This is a genomic window from Campylobacter sp. IFREMER_LSEM_CL1890 (assembly GCF_025772045.1).
GTDB classification, from domain to species: Bacteria; Campylobacterota; Campylobacteria; order Campylobacterales; family Campylobacteraceae; genus Campylobacter_D; species Campylobacter_D lari_D.
This window is the reverse complement of record NZ_JAKMRK010000005.1, coordinates 1-19,552: the sequence shown is the minus strand read 5'-3', so window position 1 is coordinate 19,552 and position 19,552 is coordinate 1. Positions and strand designations below refer to the sequence as shown.

At 29.7% G+C, this 19,552-nt stretch carries 15 protein-coding genes and 1 tRNA gene; 4 read left to right on the top strand and 12 right to left on the bottom strand.

Going from position 1 to position 19,552, the window contains the following annotated elements:
• Window positions 1–34: 34 nt before the first annotated feature.
• Together L8W57_RS03475 and ccsA are read left to right on the top strand one after the other, a co-directional pair.
• Complete coding sequence (locus tag L8W57_RS03475; protein ID WP_133318861.1) at window positions 35–634, top strand: SoxW family protein; 600 nt, start codon at window positions 35–37, stop codon at window positions 632–634.
• 9 nt (window positions 635–643) lie between these two features.
• Window positions 644–3,343, top strand: a complete 2,700-nt coding sequence (ccsA, locus tag L8W57_RS03470) for a cytochrome c biogenesis protein (protein ID WP_263662005.1) — start codon at window positions 644–646, stop codon at window positions 3,341–3,343.
• A 1-nt stretch (window position 3,344) separates the two neighbouring features.
• Here the strand turns inward: ccsA and L8W57_RS03465 are convergent, their stop codons facing one another.
• The 10 genes from L8W57_RS03465 to L8W57_RS03420 all read right to left on the bottom strand — a co-directional run bounded on the left by L8W57_RS03465 (window position 3,345) and on the right by L8W57_RS03420 (window position 13,214).
• A complete protein-coding gene (locus L8W57_RS03465; RefSeq protein WP_263662004.1) occupies window positions 3,345–3,569 on the bottom strand; it encodes a hypothetical protein in 225 nt (74 codons plus the stop codon).
• Complete coding sequence (lpxD, locus tag L8W57_RS03460; protein ID WP_263661691.1) at window positions 3,562–4,521, bottom strand: UDP-3-O-(3-hydroxymyristoyl)glucosamine N-acyltransferase; 960 nt, start codon at window positions 4,519–4,521, stop codon at window positions 3,562–3,564. The genes L8W57_RS03465 and lpxD overlap by 8 nt, the downstream gene beginning before the upstream one ends.
• On the bottom strand, window positions 4,518–4,985 hold the full coding sequence (ilvN, locus tag L8W57_RS03455) for an acetolactate synthase small subunit (protein ID WP_263662003.1): 468 nt from the start codon (window positions 4,983–4,985) through the stop codon (window positions 4,518–4,520). The genes lpxD and ilvN overlap by 4 nt, the downstream gene beginning before the upstream one ends.
• Window positions 4,982–6,691: an acetolactate synthase large subunit gene (locus tag L8W57_RS03450; RefSeq protein ID WP_263662002.1), complete on the bottom strand. Its 1,710-nt coding sequence runs from the start codon at window positions 6,689–6,691 to the stop codon at window positions 4,982–4,984. The genes ilvN and L8W57_RS03450 overlap by 4 nt, the downstream gene beginning before the upstream one ends.
• An 83-nt stretch (window positions 6,692–6,774) precedes the next feature.
• On the bottom strand, window positions 6,775–7,332 hold the full coding sequence (locus L8W57_RS03445) for a 2-oxoacid:acceptor oxidoreductase family protein (RefSeq protein WP_263660781.1): 558 nt from the start codon (window positions 7,330–7,332) through the stop codon (window positions 6,775–6,777).
• Complete coding sequence (locus L8W57_RS03440; RefSeq protein WP_263662001.1) at window positions 7,329–8,174, bottom strand: 2-oxoglutarate ferredoxin oxidoreductase subunit beta; 846 nt, start codon at window positions 8,172–8,174, stop codon at window positions 7,329–7,331. The genes L8W57_RS03445 and L8W57_RS03440 overlap by 4 nt, the downstream gene beginning before the upstream one ends.
• 1 nt (window position 8,175) lies before the next feature.
• The gene (locus L8W57_RS03435; RefSeq protein WP_263662000.1) at window positions 8,176–9,300 is read right to left on the bottom strand and encodes a 2-oxoglutarate synthase subunit alpha; all 1,125 of its coding nucleotides are present in this window, start codon (window positions 9,298–9,300) and stop codon (window positions 8,176–8,178) included.
• A 9-nt stretch (window positions 9,301–9,309) separates the two neighbouring features.
• Complete coding sequence (locus L8W57_RS03430; RefSeq protein ID WP_133318853.1) at window positions 9,310–9,624, bottom strand: 4Fe-4S binding protein; 315 nt, start codon at window positions 9,622–9,624, stop codon at window positions 9,310–9,312.
• A gap of 173 nt (window positions 9,625–9,797) precedes the next feature.
• Window positions 9,798–10,694, bottom strand: coding sequence for a lactate/malate family dehydrogenase (locus L8W57_RS03425; RefSeq protein WP_133318852.1), 897 nt, complete (start codon window positions 10,692–10,694; stop codon window positions 9,798–9,800).
• 18 nt (window positions 10,695–10,712) lie between these two features.
• Window positions 10,713–13,214 (bottom strand): AsmA-like C-terminal domain-containing protein, encoded by a 2,502-nt coding sequence (locus L8W57_RS03420; RefSeq protein WP_133318851.1) that lies wholly within the window; start codon window positions 13,212–13,214, stop codon window positions 10,713–10,715.
• Between L8W57_RS03420 and mltG the strand changes: the two genes are divergently transcribed.
• Entirely contained in the window at window positions 13,201–14,154 is a 954-nt protein-coding gene (gene mltG / locus L8W57_RS03415; protein ID WP_133318850.1) for an endolytic transglycosylase MltG, read from the top strand. The two genes, L8W57_RS03420 and mltG, sit on opposite strands and share 14 nt — an antisense overlap.
• Here mltG and L8W57_RS03410 read toward each other — a convergent pair whose 3' ends face one another.
• Together L8W57_RS03410 and flgL are read right to left on the bottom strand one after the other, a co-directional pair.
• Window positions 14,155–16,683 carry a DNA translocase FtsK gene (locus L8W57_RS03410; RefSeq protein ID WP_412175107.1) on the bottom strand — a complete coding sequence of 843 codons (2,529 nt, stop codon included), beginning with the start codon at window positions 16,681–16,683 and terminating at the stop codon, window positions 14,155–14,157.
• Between the two features lie 353 nt (window positions 16,684–17,036).
• Entirely contained in the window at window positions 17,037–19,259 is a 2,223-nt protein-coding gene (flgL, locus tag L8W57_RS03405; RefSeq protein WP_133318848.1) for a flagellar hook-associated protein FlgL, read from the bottom strand.
• Between the two features lie 159 nt (window positions 19,260–19,418).
• Between flgL and L8W57_RS03400 the strand changes: the two genes are divergently transcribed.
• Window positions 19,419–19,505: transfer RNA gene (locus L8W57_RS03400), tRNA-Leu, on the top strand.
• Window positions 19,506–19,552: the final 47 nt, after the last annotated feature.

Here is a 19,552-nt window from a genome sequence, read left to right as displayed (position 1 = left end):
TAAGGACTTTTTCTAATTTTTTCAAGGATTTTAAATGTTTAAAACAATACTCTCACTTAGTTTTTTAAGTATTTTTTTTATAGCTTGTTCTAATGAAGAAAAACTTGATTCTAATTTAATCTCAAGCGGTACACAATTTTCTAAAGAAAATTTGCAAAAAGCAAATGATTTAGATAAAAAATCTTATGAAGAAATAGCCTATTTATTTAAAGATAATACAAATATAAAAAGTGATGATAAAAACATTTTAATCATTTTCAGCGCAAATCACTGCCTTTATTGTGATAAATTAAAAGAAGAAATTAAAAATGATAAAAAAATACAAGAACTTATAAAAGACAAATACAGCTCATATTATATAAATATAAGCTATAAAAAAATTCATACATTTTATAAAAACCATAAAAGTGACTTAAGTACAGCTGAACTTTCTAGTATTTATGATATAGTAGCCACCCCTACTATTGTAATTTTAAACAAAAACAGCCAAACTTTGCTAAATTATCCTGGTTTTATTAGCGCAAAAAGACTAAGCGCTACAATGGAGTTTTTAAATCAAAAAGAAAATCAAAATTTAGACGAAGCAACCATAGCACAAAAACTCATACATTTTTATAAAGAAAATAATATTTAAAGGTTAAAAATGCAGTATTTTTTTTCTTTTGCAATGAGTTTTTTACTAATGAGTATATATGCCATAGCTTGTGCTGTGGCAACCTTTATAGAAAATGATTTTGGTATTAGTGCAGCTAAAGCTTTAATTTATAATAATGCTTGGTTTGATATGTTGCATTTATTACTAGGTTTAAATTTAATCGGAGTGATATTTCACAACAAGCTTTTTCAAAAGAAAAAATACTCTATCTTGCTTTTGCATTTATCTTTTATAGTGATTTTAATCGGTGCTGGACTTACTAGATATTTTGGCTTAGAAGGTGGAATGCATATAAGAGAAAATCAAAGCTCTAACACCATAGTTACTAGGGAAGAATTTATAAAAATTACTGATTTTGATGCTAATGCTAGTTTTGAATTTCCTATTAGCTTTACCACGCTAACTCAAAAGCATTTTGAAAAAACTATTGACTTAAATGGCGAAAAATTAATCATAAGCTCTATCAAATACACTCCACAAAAAGACTCTATCACACCTGCTAGCTTAAAATTAAATATTAATTATCAAAAAGCAAATACACAAATAATCTTAAATCCAAATTTTACAAACAAACAAGCAGTGCATTTTAACTTACGGGAAAAAAATTTTACTATCAATTGGGGACCAAGAGAAATTAAGCTTCCTTTTGCATTACACTTAAAAGATTTTATACTAGAGCGTTATTTAGGCTCTATGAGTCCATCTTCTTATACTTCAAAAATTCAAATCATAGATAAGCAAAATAATATTAATCTAGATTATGATATTTTTATGAATAATGTTCTTGATTATGGTGGATATAGATTTTTTCAAAGTTCTTATGATCAAGATGAGCAAGGCACTATACTTTCAGTCAATAAAGATCCTGGTAAAATCCCTACTTATATAGGTTATACTTTATTGATTTTGGGATTTTTATGGGTTTTATTTGATAAAAACTCAAGATTTCATCGTTTAAGCATTTATTTAAAAAAAGGTCAAAGTTTTGTATTGTTTATTTTGCTTTTTGCAAATTTACAAACTCCACTTTTTGCACAAGAAGATAAAAATGAAATTTTAAATTTAATCTCGAATTTGCAAAAGAATTCCTATGAACATTCTTTAAATTTTGCAAGATTACTTGTGCAAGATCATAATGGTAGAATCAAGCCTTTAGATACTTTGGCAATGGAGTTTGTTTATAAAATCACTCAAAAAGAAAAATTTTTAAATCTTCACTATGATCAAATTTTTCTAGCAATGATGATTTATCCTAAAGAATTTAGAAAAATCAAAATGATAGCTACAAAAACAAGCAAGCTAAGAGAATTAATAGGCGCAGATATAAATGAAAAATACATAGCATTTGATGATGTGTTTGATAATGGGGTATATAAACTGAGTAATTATGTTGAAGAAGCTAACCGCAAAAAGCCCTCACTAAGAACTAACTTCGATAAAGATTTACTAGCCTTAGATGAAAAAATAAATCATGCATATTATATTTATAGCGGTCAAGCTTTAACTATTTTTCCTGATATTAATGAGCAAAGTTTAAAGTGGTATTCTCCGGTGCAAATTTTACCTTTTGCAAAAGAAGATGTAGAGCGTTTACAAATGCTTTTAGTTAGCTATTTTTTACAAGTTCGCAATGGTGTTGAAAATAATCAATGGCAAGATGCAAATGAATTTTTGCAATCTTTAAAAGATTTTCAAAATCACTATGGAAGTAGTGTTTTACCGCCAAAAGAAAGATTAGATCTTGAAATACTGCTTAATCATTACAATATCTTTGATAATCTAACTTTTGTTTATATTAGCTTTGCATTAGTGTTTTTCTTTTTAAGTTTTTATACTATATTAAAAAATATCTCTTTGTCGACTTTTGTATATAGATTTTTTTACATCATTTTAAGTATATGTGCAATCATACATGCACTAGCTTTAATCATTCGTTGGTATGTAGGTAGGCATGCTCCTTGGAGTAATGCTTATGAAAGCATGATTTGTATAGCTTTTGCTTGTGCGATGAGCGCTGTGATATTTTTTAAAAAATCACTCTTGGCTTTATGTGGTGCGAGTTTTTTAGCAGGCATTTCACTTTTTGTGGCTCATCTTGGCTTTATGGATCCTCAAATTGGGAATTTAGTACCTGTTTTAAAATCATATTGGCTTAATATTCATGTTTCTATTATAACAGCAAGTTATGGATTTTTAGCACTTTGTTTTATTATAGGGATTTTGAGTTTAATTCTTTTTGCTTTAAGGGGTAAAAATAAAAATATAGATTTAAACATCATTAAATTACACTGTGTTAATGAAATGTCTATGATAATAGGACTTGCAATGCTTACAATAGGAAATTTTTTAGGCGGAGTTTGGGCTAATGAAAGCTGGGGAAGATATTGGGGTTGGGATCCAAAAGAAACTTGGGCTTTGATTTCTATTGTAGTTTATACTATGGTATTGCACTTAAGATTTATTTTTAAAACTTATTTTATTTTTGTATTTGCAAGTGCTAGTGTTTTAGCCTTTTATAGCATATTAATGACTTATTTTGGAGTGAATTTTTATCTTTCTGGACTTCATTCTTATGCAAACGGCGATGCTTTTCCTATACCAACTTTTGTGTATGTTTTGATTGCACTTAATTTTGTTTTAATTATTAGTGCAGGAAGAAAACGGGATTTAAATACGCCTAGTTTTTAAACTAGGCTTTGCTTTTTTCTATTTCTTGAAGTGCTTGAATAAGATCTTTTAAATTTTCATAAGGAATATGAACTTTCCAATCTATTCCATTTTCCTTTTTTAAAGCCACACCTATACTTAAGACATCATTACTTCCTATACCATAAGGATTAGAAAGATTGCAAAGACTTATTTCTCCACTTTTACTGCCATGTAATTCTATAGTTTTAAATATTTTTTTACTCATGTTTATCCCTAAAAGCTGTGATAATTTTTGCTTGAAATTTCAACCAATCTTTTTGAAGCATAATAGGAAAACCACCATAAACCCTAGCACCTTCTAAATTTTTAGTGACCCCGCCTCTTGCGGCTATGGTGGCAAAATCTCCTATTTCTAAATGCCCACTTGTAGCACTTTGTCCACCCATAGTAACATTTTTACCCAAAATACTTGAGCCTGAAATTCCACTTTGAGCTACTATAAGACAATTCTCCCCTACTTCACAATTATGCCCTACTTGAACAAGATTATCAATCTTTGTGCCTTGCTTTATGATAGTACTTTCAAAAACTGCTCTATCAATAGTCGTGCAAGCTCCAACTTCTACAAAATCTTCTAAAATAACATTTCCATTATGATAAATCTTATAATGCTCGCCATTTTTTGTATGCGCATAGCCAAAACCATCACTACCTATAACACAATTTGCCAGTAAATGACATTTTTTACCTATTTTAGTGTCATTATAAATCACAACATTTGGATGGATTGTAGTATATTCACCTATACTTACATTATCGCCTATATAAGCTCCTGCCATTATCACTACATGATCAGCTATTTGGACATTTTCTCCAATATAAACATTTGGCATAATCTTGGCACTTTTAGCGATTTTGGAATTTTTCTTTTCACTAGAAATTAAAGGTTTAGCAAAAAGCTTACTTAAAAGCGCAAAAGATAAATGTGGATTATCAACAACCAATTTAACACAATCTTTTGAAACTAAATTTTCAAATTCTTTTGAGACTAATATAGCCCCAGCTCCACTACTTGCAATTTTTTTAGAGTTTTTTTCTCCATCGCAATAACTAAGTTCAGTAAAACTTGCATTATTTAATGAATTTAAAGCTGTAATTTCTATATCATCTCCGCAATATTCTATGCCTAAAAATTTAGCAATTTCACTAATTTTCATTTTACCTCCATTAAAATAGAACCACTTCTAACTACACTAATAGGATTATACTTTTTCATAGTTTTTAAAAAGTTATCAATATTTTTTGCATCATCACTTGCCATTACTATAATAAACTCACCATCACTATAAGTTACACTGCCATTATAAGCTTTTAATATGGCATCTAAACCTGCAAAATTTTCATTTAAAGCAATCTTTACCAAAGCTGTTTCTTTTTCTATAAAATCACTAGAATCAATTACCTTATAAGTAGGTATGAGTTTATGAAGTTGCTTTATGATTTGCTCAAAAACTTTTTCATCGCCTAAAGTAACGATATTTATCCTTGAGAATTCTTTATCATCAAGTGGAGCAACCGTAAGAGATTCTATATTATAACCGCGTCCTGAAAAAAGCCCGACAACGCGTGATAATACCCCATGCTCATTTAATACAATGACAGAAATTACTCTTCTTTTCATTTTTTATCCTTGTTTTTATAGCTAGGTAAAATCATATTATAAATAGCTCCACCCGCAGGTACCATAGGTAATACATCTTCATAACGATCTATAGCTACATTTAAAACACAAGTTTTTTTAGATTCTAAGGCTGCTTTAAAAGCTTTTTGAAATTCTTCTTTATTAAAAACATTACAACCCTCACAATGAAAACCTTTAGCAATAGTAACAAAATCAGGTTGACTTGTTAGATCTGTATTAGAAAATCTTTCTTTATAAAACATACTTTGCCATTGTCTTACCATACCTAAAAAAGAATTATTTAAAATAATATTAATCACTTTGATTCCATAAGCACTTGCTGTCATTAGCTCTTGTATATTCATTAAAAAAGAACCATCGCCTACAAAATTTACCACCACTTCTTCACCCACAGCTAATTTAGCCCCAAGTGCAGCCGGTAAAGAATACCCCATAGTTCCTTGCCCACCGCTTGTTGCAAGTTGTCTTGCATAATTAAAAGGATAAAATTGCGCTACCCACATTTGATGTTGTCCTACATCAGTAATTATCCTTGCATCAGGAGCTAATCTAGCACATTCTTCTATAACCCATTGAGGTTTTAAAACTTCATCGCTATCTTCATAGATTAAAGGATATAATTGTTGATAGTTTTGTAAAGTTTTAAACCATTCTTGGTATTTTGTGTTGTCAAAACTTTCTTTTTTTAATTCTTCTAAGGTATCTAAAATAACACTTTTAATATCCCCAACTATAGGAAAATGCGCTTCGATGATTTTAGAAATAGAGCTTGGATCTATATCAATATGAACGATTTTTGCACCCTTAGCAAACTCACTTGTTTTACCAGTAATCCTATCATCAAACCTAGCACCCACAGCAATGAGCAAATCACACTCACTTAAAGCGATATTTGCACAATAACTTCCATGCATACCTGCCATTTTTAAATTAAGCTCATCATCACTTCTTAAAATCCCTAGAGCCATCAAAGTTTCAACTGCAGGAATTTGGCAAAAATGAATCAAGTCTCTTAATTCGTCACTAGCATTAGAAGCTATGCAACCTCCACCTAGGTAAAATAAAGGTTTTTGAGCATTTTTAATCAAACTTACTAATTTTTTAATTTGCTTGATATTTCCTTTATAGGTTGGCTTGTAAGTTTTCATAGAAATTTCTTTAGGATAATGCCATATACCCATAGCAGCAGTAACATCTTTAGGTATATCAATATGCACAGGCCCTTTTCTACCTGTTGTAGCAATATAAAAAGCTTCTTTTAAAATTTTAGGTAATTCTTCGATATTTTTTACTAAATAATTATGCTTTACACAAGGTCTTGAAATACCTATAGCATCGATTTCTTGAAAAGCATCTGTTCCTATTAAAGAATTTGCAACTTGAGCTGAAATTAAAACCAAAGGTATAGAATCACTATAAGCAGTAGCTAAACCTGTAACTGTATTAGTAAAACCAGGTCCACTTGTAACTACTGCCACACCAACTTTACCACTCATTCTAGCATAAGCATCAGCACTATGTAAGGCCGCTTGCTCGTGTCTGACTAAAATGTGTTTAAAATGAGTTTGTTTGTAAATTTCATCATAAATATTTAAAGCCGCACCACCAGGATAACCAAAAACTACTTTAACATTTTCTTCTTTTAATGCTTCACAAATCATTTGCGAGCCATTTAGCTCTTTCATTATTTTACCTTTTTGCTTAAAATGGAAAATATTATAACGATAATTTAATAAATATTATTTTACAAGAAAGAGTTTCTTGTAAATCAAGAAACTACTTGTGCTTTTTTAGCGTATTCTATACCTAAATCAAAAGCTTTTGCATTTGCCTCTTTAGTTTTTGCAGGTACCATATCAAGCATAGTTTGTTTTAATGCATCAATATCAATACATTTACTCATATAAGCAGCTATAGCTAAAGCAACGACTGATTGAGTAGCTACATTCCCTACTTCTTCTTTAGCTATAGTAATAATAGGAATTTCAAAAATTTTCCATCTTGTATAATCTTCTTTACTTGGATGAACTAAATTTGGCTCTATAACTATAACACCACCATCACAAACACCATCTTTGAAACTATGGTAACCTTTATCAGCAGTTGAAAGCATAAAACTAACTTCACCTTCTACTGCATAAGGAAAAAAGATTTCATTTTCATCAACGATAATATCAACCTTAGTTGGCCCACCTCTAACTTGAGAAGTATAAGTAGAAGCTTTAAAAGCATTACGCCCTTCTTTAATGGCGGCTTTAGCTAGAATTTCACCTGCAGTGATAACCCCTTGTCCACCTTCACCACAAAATCTTAATTGATATTTCATTTTAATACTCCCAAATCAACCATTCTTTTTTCTCTCAAGGCTCTTCTAACTTCCTCATAAGCTTCACAATATTCTGCTTTGCTTTCATCTTGGTGTAAAATTCCTGTAGGGAATTTATCCGCTCTTTGTTCATAGTCTAATTGTTCAAATTTAGACTTTTCAACACAACGATTTTTAATCCAATCAAGCATGCTTACAGCTTCGCCCATTTTGTTTTTTCTACCTAGGTTAATATGGCAGTTTGAAAATACATCTACAAAACTATAACCTTTGTGAGATAAAGCTTTAAAAATGATATTTTCAAGCTTATTTGCCTCTATAACATTTGTTCTTGCTACAAAAGAAGCCCCAGCGGCTTTAGTAAGCTCACAAGCATCAAAATTTGGGTCTATATTACCTGCTTGAGCTGTAACAGTGTAAAAGCCTTGTGGGGTAGTTGGTGAAGTTTGTGAATTTGTAAGACCATAAATAAAATTATTGATTAAAATATGAGTTAAATCTATATTTCTTCTACATCCATGGATGGTATGATTTCCACCAATTGCTAAAGTATCGCCATCTCCGCTTACTACGATTACATGTTTTTTAGGGTTTGCTAGTTTAATCCCTGTTGCATAAGCAATAGCTCGACCATGAGTAGTATGGACTGTATTGCAATTTACATAAGAACTCATTCTACCACTACAACCTATACCAGAAACTAAACAAACATCATCCATATTCCAGCCAAGTTTTTGAATAGCTCTAATAATAGCTTTTAAAACAACACCATCCCCACAACCCCAGCACCATTGTGTTGGAAGTTTATCTACTCTTAAATATTCATCGTAATTAAAAGCCATTTTATATATTCTCCTTTACTTTAGCAATAATTTCACTTGGGGTTATAGGGCGACCATTTGCACGGTGCAAGCTAATAAAATCATCTCTTTTACTTACTCTTTGAATTTCTTCTAAATATTGCCCCATATTAAGCTCACTTACCATAACTTTTTCAAATTTAGATACTACTTGAGCTATTTTTTTCTCAGCTACTGGATAAAGGGTAATAGGTCTAAAAAGCCCTACTTTTAAACCCTCTTCTCTAAGTCTTAAAATAGCTTCTTTAGCAGATCTTGCAACGCTACCATAGGCGATGATTAAAAACTGCGCATCATCACACATAAACTCTTCATAAGTACAAATTTCATTAGTATTATTTTTGATTTTACCAAATAATCTTTTGATATTTTTATCTACTATTGCTCCATCTTCTGTTGGAAAGCCTATGTCTCCATGATGAAGTCCTGTGATATGATAACGATAACCTTCAAAGAAAGGATTTAATGTGGCAGCTTCATTTTCACCTGCTGCATAAGGTTTGTAATCTTTTTTATCACCCGTAAATTTTTTTCGGTTGATAATTTCTAATTCTTCTAAATCAGGTAATTTTGCCTTACCATTCATGTGTCCTATGGTTTCATCTAAAAGCAAAAATACTGGAGTCATGTATTTTTCAGCTAAATTAAAAGCTCTAATAGTTTCAGTGTAAGCTTCCTCTAATGAAGCAGGAGCTAAAGCTATACTTGCATAATCTCCATGCGTTGGAGCTTTTGCTTGAAATAAATCACCTTGCGCAACCCTTGTTGGAAGACCAGTTGAAGGACCACCTCTCATAACATTTACAATTACTAGTGGAATTTCAGCTATAAAACCCAAACCAATTTGTTCAGCTTTTAAAGAAATTCCCGGTCCGCTGCTTGCTGTCATGGATTTTACTCCACTCATAGAAGCACCTAAGGCCACGCTAATACCCGAAATTTCATCTTCCATCTGTATAAAAGTACCATCATTTTTTGGTAACATATGGCTTAGTTCATGTGCTATTTCAGAACTTGGGGTAATTGGATAACCACCAAAAAATTTACAGCCACAATCAATCGCAGCTTTGGCTACTAAAACATTACCTGTTGATATAACTTCTCTCATTTTGTTTTCCTATGCATTTAGTTTTTTGTATTTATTTTCTTTAACAGCTTGTGCTCTTTCTTTAGCTTCTGGCGTAAGCTTTGCAAATTTAAATTCATCTCTTTTGGCAACAAAGATCGCAAAATCAGGACAGTGACTTTCACATTCACTACAGCCTATACAAGAATCAGGATGAACCACTTCTATCATCTGTCCTAAAACTGCACTGATTTCATCTCTCATTGCTAAAACTCCGGCTGGACAATAGCTAACACAGATATTACAAGCCTTACATCTTGCTTCATCAACCCAAACTGGTGTATTCTCTGGAGCAATCATTAATATTCCTTTCTAGTTTTTTGTAATTTTCTAATGATTTTTTATTAAAAATTATTTTTAAAACAAACTTTTTATTATAGCGAATTTATAGCATGATTAAATATTATTTAAAAGATAAAATAAAACTAATAAGATTTTATAACACAAAGTAACATTAGGAGTAAAAAACTCCTAAAAAATTATTTATAATTATACTGAATAAAAGAATTTTCTAATGCAATTTGTTCTTGATTGTCTAATTTTAATTCTAAAGTTTCAAGCACCCCATCAAGACTAATCCTTGCCATAACTCCAAAAGCTTTTTCTCTTATGCCATATTCTCCATCTAAAATCACACATACTGGTAAAAATTCTCCACTTTTTAAAGCCTCTATCATTCTCACGCAAGCACTAGCAGGAGCTAAATAGGCTGAAGTTTTTAAATATTTTATAATTTTAGCACCACCGGTTTTAACCTCTTGTTCAATTTGAACAATATCTTGCTTATCTAAGACTTCACTTAAAGCTTTATTTTGCACTTTACTTTGAGATTTTACCAAAACCATACTATCATTGTGAAAACCTATAAGCTTAGTATCTATATAAGAAGTTTTTATATCTAATTTTTTGCTCACTTCGTATTTAAATCTAGCATTATCTAAAACACCTGCCATAGCAATGATTTTTTTTAATGAAAATAATTTACTTTCATAAAGAGCGTTGAGTAAAAAATCTACAGGATTGCTTACTATGATAAACAAAGGATCGTTGTTAAATTTTTTAATATTTTTTGCACACTCAAGCATAATTTTAGAATTAATAACAAAAAGCTCATCTCTACTCTGACCTTCTTTTCTAGCTACACCTGCACTAAAAATAACCACTTGAGAATCTTTTGAGTATGTATAATCATCCGTACAAGTTATTTTAATATCAAAATTAAAAGCGGCTATGCTTTGACTTAGTTCTAATTCTCTAGCAAAAAGCAAGTCTTTATTAATATCAATCAATATAATCTCATCTATTAATTCTCTTAAAATTAAAGCATAAGCAATGCTTGCACCGACATTTCCTGCTCCTATGATGGTAATTTTCATCTTAGCTCCTTTGTGGTATTATTTAACTAAATTTGTCGGTAATTCAAAAATATTTTTTATCAAATGATAAGGAAGTTGCAAACTTTGTGCGATAAGTTGAGTTTTAAACTCGGGATTATCAATTGTTCCACCTAGTTTAATTTGTGTGCTAATTTGCCTGTCTTTGCCTAATATAATTTGATTGATAATTGGAACTTTAGAAATAACCGAACTAGCTGATTTTAGCGTTCTAAGCTCTAATAAACCATCCACTTGACTACTTCTTAAATTGATTTTAGCTTGACCTAAAATATCTGCACTATCACCATTAAAATTTAGCGCATCTATTTCAAAAAGATCTTTTTTGCGATTAAAACTTATACCAGCATTTTCTACACTAAAACCTTTTTCATTAAAAGTTGGGGCTTTAAATAAAATCAAACTAGGTATTGTATCAATAAAACTTAAGAGTTGCTGATGAAATTTTAAATCTTTTAAATAAGTATCTTTAAATAAAAATTTGCCTTTAAAAAAATCAGTACTATTACCATCTACATAAAGATTAAACTCGCCTTTTTCAAAAACATTTTGACGCATAAAAGTATTCAGAAAATCATCATCCATTTTTAAAGCTCTAATTTGCATTTGATTTTCTTTAAGCAAAAGCTCAAATTTAGACTCATTTCTATTAGCCCAAGCTTTTATATAGTCTTTTTTGATTTTAGCATTAAATTGATCAAAATCTAAAGTTTTGTTAAAATCTTTTAAGATCAAATCTATATTTTTAGCACTGATATTGTAATTTGAATTTTCAAGATTATCTAGTGTATTTTCTGTATCTTGTTCTGAAAATAATAAATTAACATTATTTAAAGTAATGTTAATATCATCATTGTCTTTTTGTGCAAAAACACTACCACTTGCGCTAGTTAAATTAAAATCTTCTCCCTTTATTTTTATACTAAAACTATCATACTCATAAGGATTATTATCCTTATAGAGTAAAAATGATTCAAAAGTGGTATTATTTATATCTACATCAAAATCTTTAAAATTTAAAGTGTCTAATGACAACTCTCCATCATGCACATTATTTTTTTGCATTAATTTAGAATAAGTCTTATACTTTGCAAGCTTAGCAACATAAACAGACATACCTTGATCAAAATTTAGAGTCGTAGTAAGCTCTTTATTATATAAACTGATATTTTTATCATAGTTAAGATCTAAATCAAGAAATTTATTTTCCATTTTTAAGCTATCTTGTGGTAATTTTAAATTTGTTATAAAGGTCTTAAAATCACCTTTTTTTTGCTTTAAATCAATACTTGCATTAAAATCACCGCTGATTAATTCACTTTGTACGCTTGCATTTTTAATCTCTAATTTATCTTTTTGTAAATCAATATTTGCTTGTATGATTTTAAAGTCACTTATATTTATATTAGAATTTACAATATCAAAATTTCCTTTATATGAAATTCTTTCAGGATGTTCAAAAGGAATTTTCAAAACTAAATCAGTCTTTGTAATACCATTGTTTTGTAAAAATGGTAATTTTATATCATACAAACGCAAAATTTTATTCACTCTATAATCAGCTCTAGCATTGTCACTTTTTATGCGTATATAAATTCCTGCTTTTTCATTTAGCATATTGTCTATATAAATTTGACTTTGATTGAGATTGTAATTGTTAAAATATAATTTATCATAGATAAATTCTAGTTTTTGTTTATTAAATTCAAGCCTTACAAAAGGACTAATGATAGGATCTATACCTTTATCTAAAACCACCTTCAAGTTATTTACATAACCTTTAGCACTAATATCATTCAAATAATATCTATGTTTTCCAAAATCTGCAAAGCCATTTAATTTCTCTATAAAATAAAAATCAGCCTTTACCTTACCGCCCACCCAAAGAGCAAGATTAGAAGGCAAATGCACTCCATTTTCCACTAAAATATCAAAAATTTTTGAAATATTATTTGAGCTTGTATTTTCTAATTCATAAGCAATTTCTTCTCTTTTAAGTGAGAATTTGACATCACTTTTTAAAAAATCACTATCAATTTCTCCTTTAAAAGTATAAAATTTTGTCTTAGGATTGATAACTAAAGAGCCAACTACACTAAGGTTATGATCTTTTAAAAGAAAATTATCAATATTAGCTTGTATATTTTTATCACTAATTTTTAAATTGACTTTTACTAAAAGATTTTTACTGTTTACAAAAAATAGATTATTTTTATAAATTAATTCCACGGGATAGTTATTAACAAAAATTTCATCTATATTGATTTCTTGAAAAAACCAATAAATATATTTTACATCTTTGATAAGTTGTACAGCTTTACTCGCACTAGTTTCATTTTGAGTGTTTTGATTTTGAGAATTTACTATAACTTTTTTTGCATTTAAAATGAGTTTTTTATCTAATTTAATATATAATTTCTCCAAATTAATAGAAGAAATTTCTAATTTTTCTATGTAAATTCCATTTTTGAGGTAAACAAACAAAACAATGAAAAGTATCATAGGTAATGCTAAAAATTTAAGAATTTTTTTAATATGTTGTGATTTGATTTTAATTTTTCTTTTATCCATTTTTTATTATCTACTTTTACCTATAAAAACAAACTCTGTAGTTTTTATACCACAAGGTTCTGTTAGTAAGATTATAACGCAATTAGATAAAAATAACTATAAAATGAGCAATATTGACAAATATACTTTATATTTTTTAGGCCATCCACAATCTGGCTGGATAAATATAGGCACAAAAGAACTAAATAGAGCTGAATTTTTACATAAGCTTACCGTCGCTAAAGCAGCACTTGAAACTATTACTTTAATTCCTGGGGAAACGACTGAAATTTTCTTTGAAGAATTAGCACCAAAGTTAAATTTAAATGCCAAAACCTTAATGCAAGAATTTTACAAACAAAGCCCTTTTAAAGAAGGTATGCTTTTCCCCGAAACTTATAAAATTCCAAAAGGCATTACAGAAGAGCTTTTAGTAAAATATCTTTTGGCTTACTCTGCAAGTGAATTTAAAAAACTTTCTTATAAAATTTTTAGAGAATACAATGAAAAAAAATGGCATGAATATATCATCATTGCTTCCATTATACAAAAAGAAGCAGCGAGTAATGAAGAAATGCCTATAGTTTCATCTGTGATTAGAAATCGCTTAAGAAAAGGCATGAAGCTTCAAATGGATGGGACATTAAATTATGGAAAATACTCTCATGAAAAAATCACTCCACAAAGAATAAGATCAGATAATAGTTCTTACAATACTTATAAATTTAATGGCATACCAAAAGAAGCTGTGTGTAATGTTTCATTTGAAGCTATTAAGGCAGCTATTTTTCCTGCTAAAACAGAATATTTATACTTTGTAAGAGATAAAAAAACCAATAAGCATATTTTTACCTCTACTTTAAAAGATCATAATAAGGCAATAAGAAATTGATTATAAAATTTCTCTTTGACCTTTTGCATCAGGTTCGCTTAAAACACCTGTTTGTGAAAGTTGTTCTATGATATTTGCTGCGCGGTTGTAGCCTATTTTTAAGCGTCTTTGCAAATAAGAAATACTAGTTTTTCTATCTTCTAAGATTACAGCCTTTGCTTCTTCATAAAGTTCATCTAAATCTCCATCATCAAATTCACTTCTTTTATAGGCTCCATCTTGACTATCATCTTTTAAAAAGCTCTCATCATATTCTACTACTTGTTGAGCTTTTAAAAACTCTACAATATTTTCGATTTCATTTTCACTTGCAAAAGGTGCGTGCAAACGCACTAAACCACTCATACCAGGAGGGGTAAATAAACAATCTCCACGCCCTAACAAACTTTCAGCACCCATAGAATCTAAAATAACCTTAGAGTCTATCTTTTGCCCTACTTTATAAGAAATTCTACTTGGTAAATTTGCTTTTACAACACCGGTAACAACATCTACTGAAGGGCGTTGTGTGGCTACGATTAAGTGAATTCCGCTTGCTCTTGCCATTTGTGCTAAACGACCTATATAAAACTCTACATCCTTACCTGCTGTCATCATTAAATCAGCCAACTCATCGATAATCACTACAATAAATGGTAAAATTTCTCCACCTTGTTCTTTGATCTTTTCATTGTAATTTTCTATATTTTTAGTTTTTGCTTCAGCCATCAAGCGATATCTGCGTTCCATTTCAGCCACCATATTTGATAAAGCATTTACCGCCTTTTTAGGATCAGTAATTACCGGTGTAAGTAAATGTGGAATATCATTATAAATACTAAATTCAAGCATTTTAGGATCTATCATCATAAGTCTTAAGGTTTTTGGCGAATTTCTATAAAGCAAAGATAAAAGCATAGAATTTATACCCACACTTTTACCACTTCCTGTAGTTCCTGCTATTAAAAGATGAGGAAGCTTTTTAAGATCTGTGATGAAAGGATCGCCTACTATATCTTTACCTAAAGCTATAGTTAAAGGTGAGCTAGAATTTTTAAATACCTCACTTTCTAAAATTTCTCTTAAGTAAATCGTATCGATTTTTTCATTTGGAACTTCAATTCCCACTACATCTTTACCTGGGATTGGAGCTTGAATTCTTATAGTTTGAGCTTTTAAAGCCATAGCCAAATCATCTTGTAATGATAAAATTTTACTTACTTTAACATCTGCTGCTGGGCGAAATTCAAAAGTAGTTACAACAGGACCCGTGTAAGTTCTAACTACATCGCCACCTATTTTAAAGCGTCTTAATTTTTCCAATAAATCATAAATTTTTCTATCTATTTCTTCTTCATTTATCTCGCTTTTACCTTCTTTTGGCATAGTTAAAAAATCTAAGGGTGGTAAAGAAAAATCTTTTGGTTTTTCAAAATTTCCAAAATCAAGATCTTTCAACAAGGCTTTGTTTTCACTCACTTCATTAGTGATAGAATGGTGTGTTTTATTTTCTATTACTTCTATTATAGGCTCTTGGGTAATCTCAAATGGAATTTTTTCTTCTTTAACTTCATTTTGTGCTTCTTCTACTACAAAAGGATTTTCATAGTTTCTTTTACTTCTTAGCTCTTCTATACTAATAGGCTTGGCAAAATCATCTTCACTAAAATCAAGTTCTTTTACTTCATTTTGTGGAATAAAATCTTCATCTTTAAATTCTTTTACCCCTAAAAAGCTAGTTTTATCTTGAATTTTTTTAAACTCAGCTTCTTTTTGTGCTTCTATAGCATTTAATTCTTCAATTTTTTTAAAATCCTCATTAAGCTCTTCTAAGATTTTTTCTTTTTGTAAGGCTTTATATTCTTCTAGCAATTTAGCTTTTTGTAGCATTTGCTCACGCTCTTTAAGCTCTTTGGCAAACAAAGAATTTTCTTCTATCACCTCTTCTTTGTTTTCGTTTAAATCCATATTGCGTCTTTTATAGCTTGGTTCATCTAAATTTTTACTTTTTAAAGTTTGAGTATAAATATCTTCACTTTTATTTTTGTATTTTAATAAATACTCTTCAGGGGTCATTTCATCTTCCTTTATATTTATTTGACTAGCTTTTTGAGCAAAACTTGCAATAGGCTCTGAAAGCTCATGAATATAACTTGAACCTAGCTTTTTATCCTCTTCACTAATCACAACCTCTTCTAATTCTTGATTTTTTAAATCTTCAAGATTAAATTTTTTATTCTCTTGGATTTCTTTTTTTGGTAGCTCTTTTTCCTTGATAAGTTCTTCTGTTTTATCTTTAATTAAAAGCTCTTGTTTGAGCTTTTCTTGCTCTTCTTTAGTTTCATTTTCATACTTATCGCCACCAAAAAAGCCAAAAATTTTATTTTTAATTAAAGTTTCAAGTTTTAAATAAAAATCAAAATCAAGCTCTATTTTAAATACCTCTTTGATAATTTGCGGAAAAGAAATACTAAAAGCAAAAGCTAAAAGCAAAATCACCAAGATTAAACTTCCTATTTTTCCAAAAAGTCCATCTAAGATTACAAACATAGCAGAGGCTATATAGCCTTTATCTTGCAAGAACGCTGAAGCAAAAATAAGTGAGGCAAAAATACAAGCAAAAACAGCCACACTAAATCTACGCTCTATAAGTTCAAAATTATAGTTATTTTTATACAAAAGATAATTAAACCAAAAAAAGACAAAAGGGTAAAATTTAGTCAATGATCCAAATAAAAAATAACTAAGTTTTGCCAAGGAATACCCTATAATACTTACTAAAGCTTGATCGGGTATCAAAGCACTTAAGCAAAAATAAAAAATAAAAATATTAGAAATAACAAAAATAGCTTCTTTTTTTATAATATATCCTTTATAAAGAAAAAAGCTATTATATCAAAAAATTATAAGTAGTTTAATAAACTAATTTGAGAAATTTTAGAAGTAGCCGAAAGCATAGCTTGATAAGATACCATAGTTTGCATAAACTGCATATAAGTTTGCCCATAATCAGCATCAGTTACACCGCTTTTAATAGAAGCTACATTGATATTTAAAAAAGTCATTCTTTTATTTGTCTCTTCTATATTATTAGTGTAAGCTCCTATGGTTGTTTGCATTTTTCTAACATGATCTTGCAAATGATCTATTCTTTCTAAAGCCCCTTGTAAACCTGTATTTCTAGGATCACTTCCTTCTGAATCAGCCCTCATACTGCCATTTAAAACAGCATCTATCATCTCATCTAAGTCTTTAATCAAATCAACATTTGGATCATCAATAGTTAAAGAATTGTTTGCACTAAATACAAAACCTGATCCATTTACAGAAGTACCTGCTGGAGGAAAACCGCTATTTGAATTTGAATCTTTAATAGTAAGACCTATATTAGTGTTACTTGAAAATTTATCAGTAATACTTATACGACCTTTATAGTCCATACTAACTTCAACAAAACCTTTAGAATCAGCTATATCTTGTTGGATAGTTTGAAAATCATTATTATTAATAGTTCCGTTTGCATTTGGAGTAATAGTTGCTGTGGGAACATTATCACTTGCAAACATACCGATAATATCATTTAACTGGCCATAAGTAATATCTTCAGGTCTTGTTTGCATACCCACTGCATTACCTGTATTTTCATTATATTGAGAGTGAGTAATAGGAAAACTTATGGTTTGACCCGGATTATTTGGATCAGGATAACTTACAGTAGAATTTTCTAAATCAATAGTTACATTATATTTTTGACCACTTCTAGAAGTGATTTCCATTTGGAGTTGTTGACCTTGCATGCTTCCATTGGCATTTGCTACAACTTCACTTAACTTTGTACTATCAGTAGCATATTCACTTGTACCTTTAATCACTTGAGAAACATTGCCAAAAACAGTATTTCCATCTTTTTCAAAAGGCACATCATAACTAGCCCCATTAGTTTTATCACCATTGATGTTACTTTTAATAAAATCTGTTTTGTGCAAGTCTACAGTAAATTGTTTACCATCTAATTCAATCGTAACGGGACTTTTAGTATCATTCAGATTTCCACCATGCGCTGCTTGCATAATACGATTGGTTACTTCTGCCATAGAAATACCTTCAGCATCCGCAGCCTGTTTTAAATCTTTAATAAGTTGCTCATCTTGAAGCTGTGGAGTTAAAGCAACAGCATGAAAATCTAAAGAGCTACTTCCTTCTTTTAAGCTCTTTATTTCTATCTGCCCGCTATCATTTAATGCTACCTTAACAACCTCATTTCCCTCTGTATTTCCATATAATCTTCCAATATTTTTTAATACATCTTCAATTTTTGCATCAGGATCTATATCTAAAGTAGCTTTAAAACTTGTTCCATCAGGTCTAACACCTTGAATATACATAGCTGAATGCGGGAAAGGAAGTTTATCATCATAGCTATCTTGAAAATTTTTATCTGGATCAAGTTTTCCATTTTGAACATAGTTTTGGCCTATTAAATGTGAAAATTTAGATTCTCCGGTTAAAAATTCTTTTTTGTCCGGATAACGAGCATCAGTAAAAGAAACATTTGTTGAAATAATTTTATTGATATTTGAATCAGGCTTAAAAAATAAATCCCATCCAGGTATATTATAAGGAATTTGGGTGCCAGCGCCACTTACTACAAAAATATTATCTTTATTCCCAGTATAATTTCCATAATTATCAAAAGGTTTATTTGCACTATTTGATCCTGCAAAGAGATATTGCCCATTGATACTAGTATTAGCAATATTTACAATAGAATCTCTTACAAGTTTGAGTTCTTTTGCTATAGCCTCTCTTGATTCTTGAGAATTACCATCACTTGCAGCTTTTGTGAGTAATGTTTTAAATTTTTCTAAAAGTTCTGTGATATTTTTCAAGGCAGTATCTGTGTTTTTTGCTAGCTCCATAGCAGATTGAGTTCCTTGAACTATTTGACCTATGTTTGCCATCTCATATTCTAATCTTGAGCCATTAATATAAACATTTGCATTTTCCCAAGAATGCTGAATAAGCTGACCTGTTTGTAGCTGCAAATTATATTTATTAAGCAAAGACTGACCATCTGTGTAGTTTTGTATAGAAGTGTAGTAATTATACTGATTGCTAATTCTCATTATTTTGCTCCGCAAATAAATTTTTTAATTATTTACAAGCAAAAAAAGTTCCAAATTTTAATAATATTTAAATTTTTTTATATAAAATATTTTATATTGTTTTAATTTTTTTTTAGTATAATCCCATATTCTATTTAATTATTTTAAAACTTTCAAAAAGCCCGAGTGGTGAAACTGGTAGACGCGCCAGACTCAAAATCTGGTAAGGGCAACCTTGTGTCGGTTCGAGTCCGACCTCGGGCACCATTTAATTATTATTTTGTATTTATTATATTTTAATTTTATTATTTCTT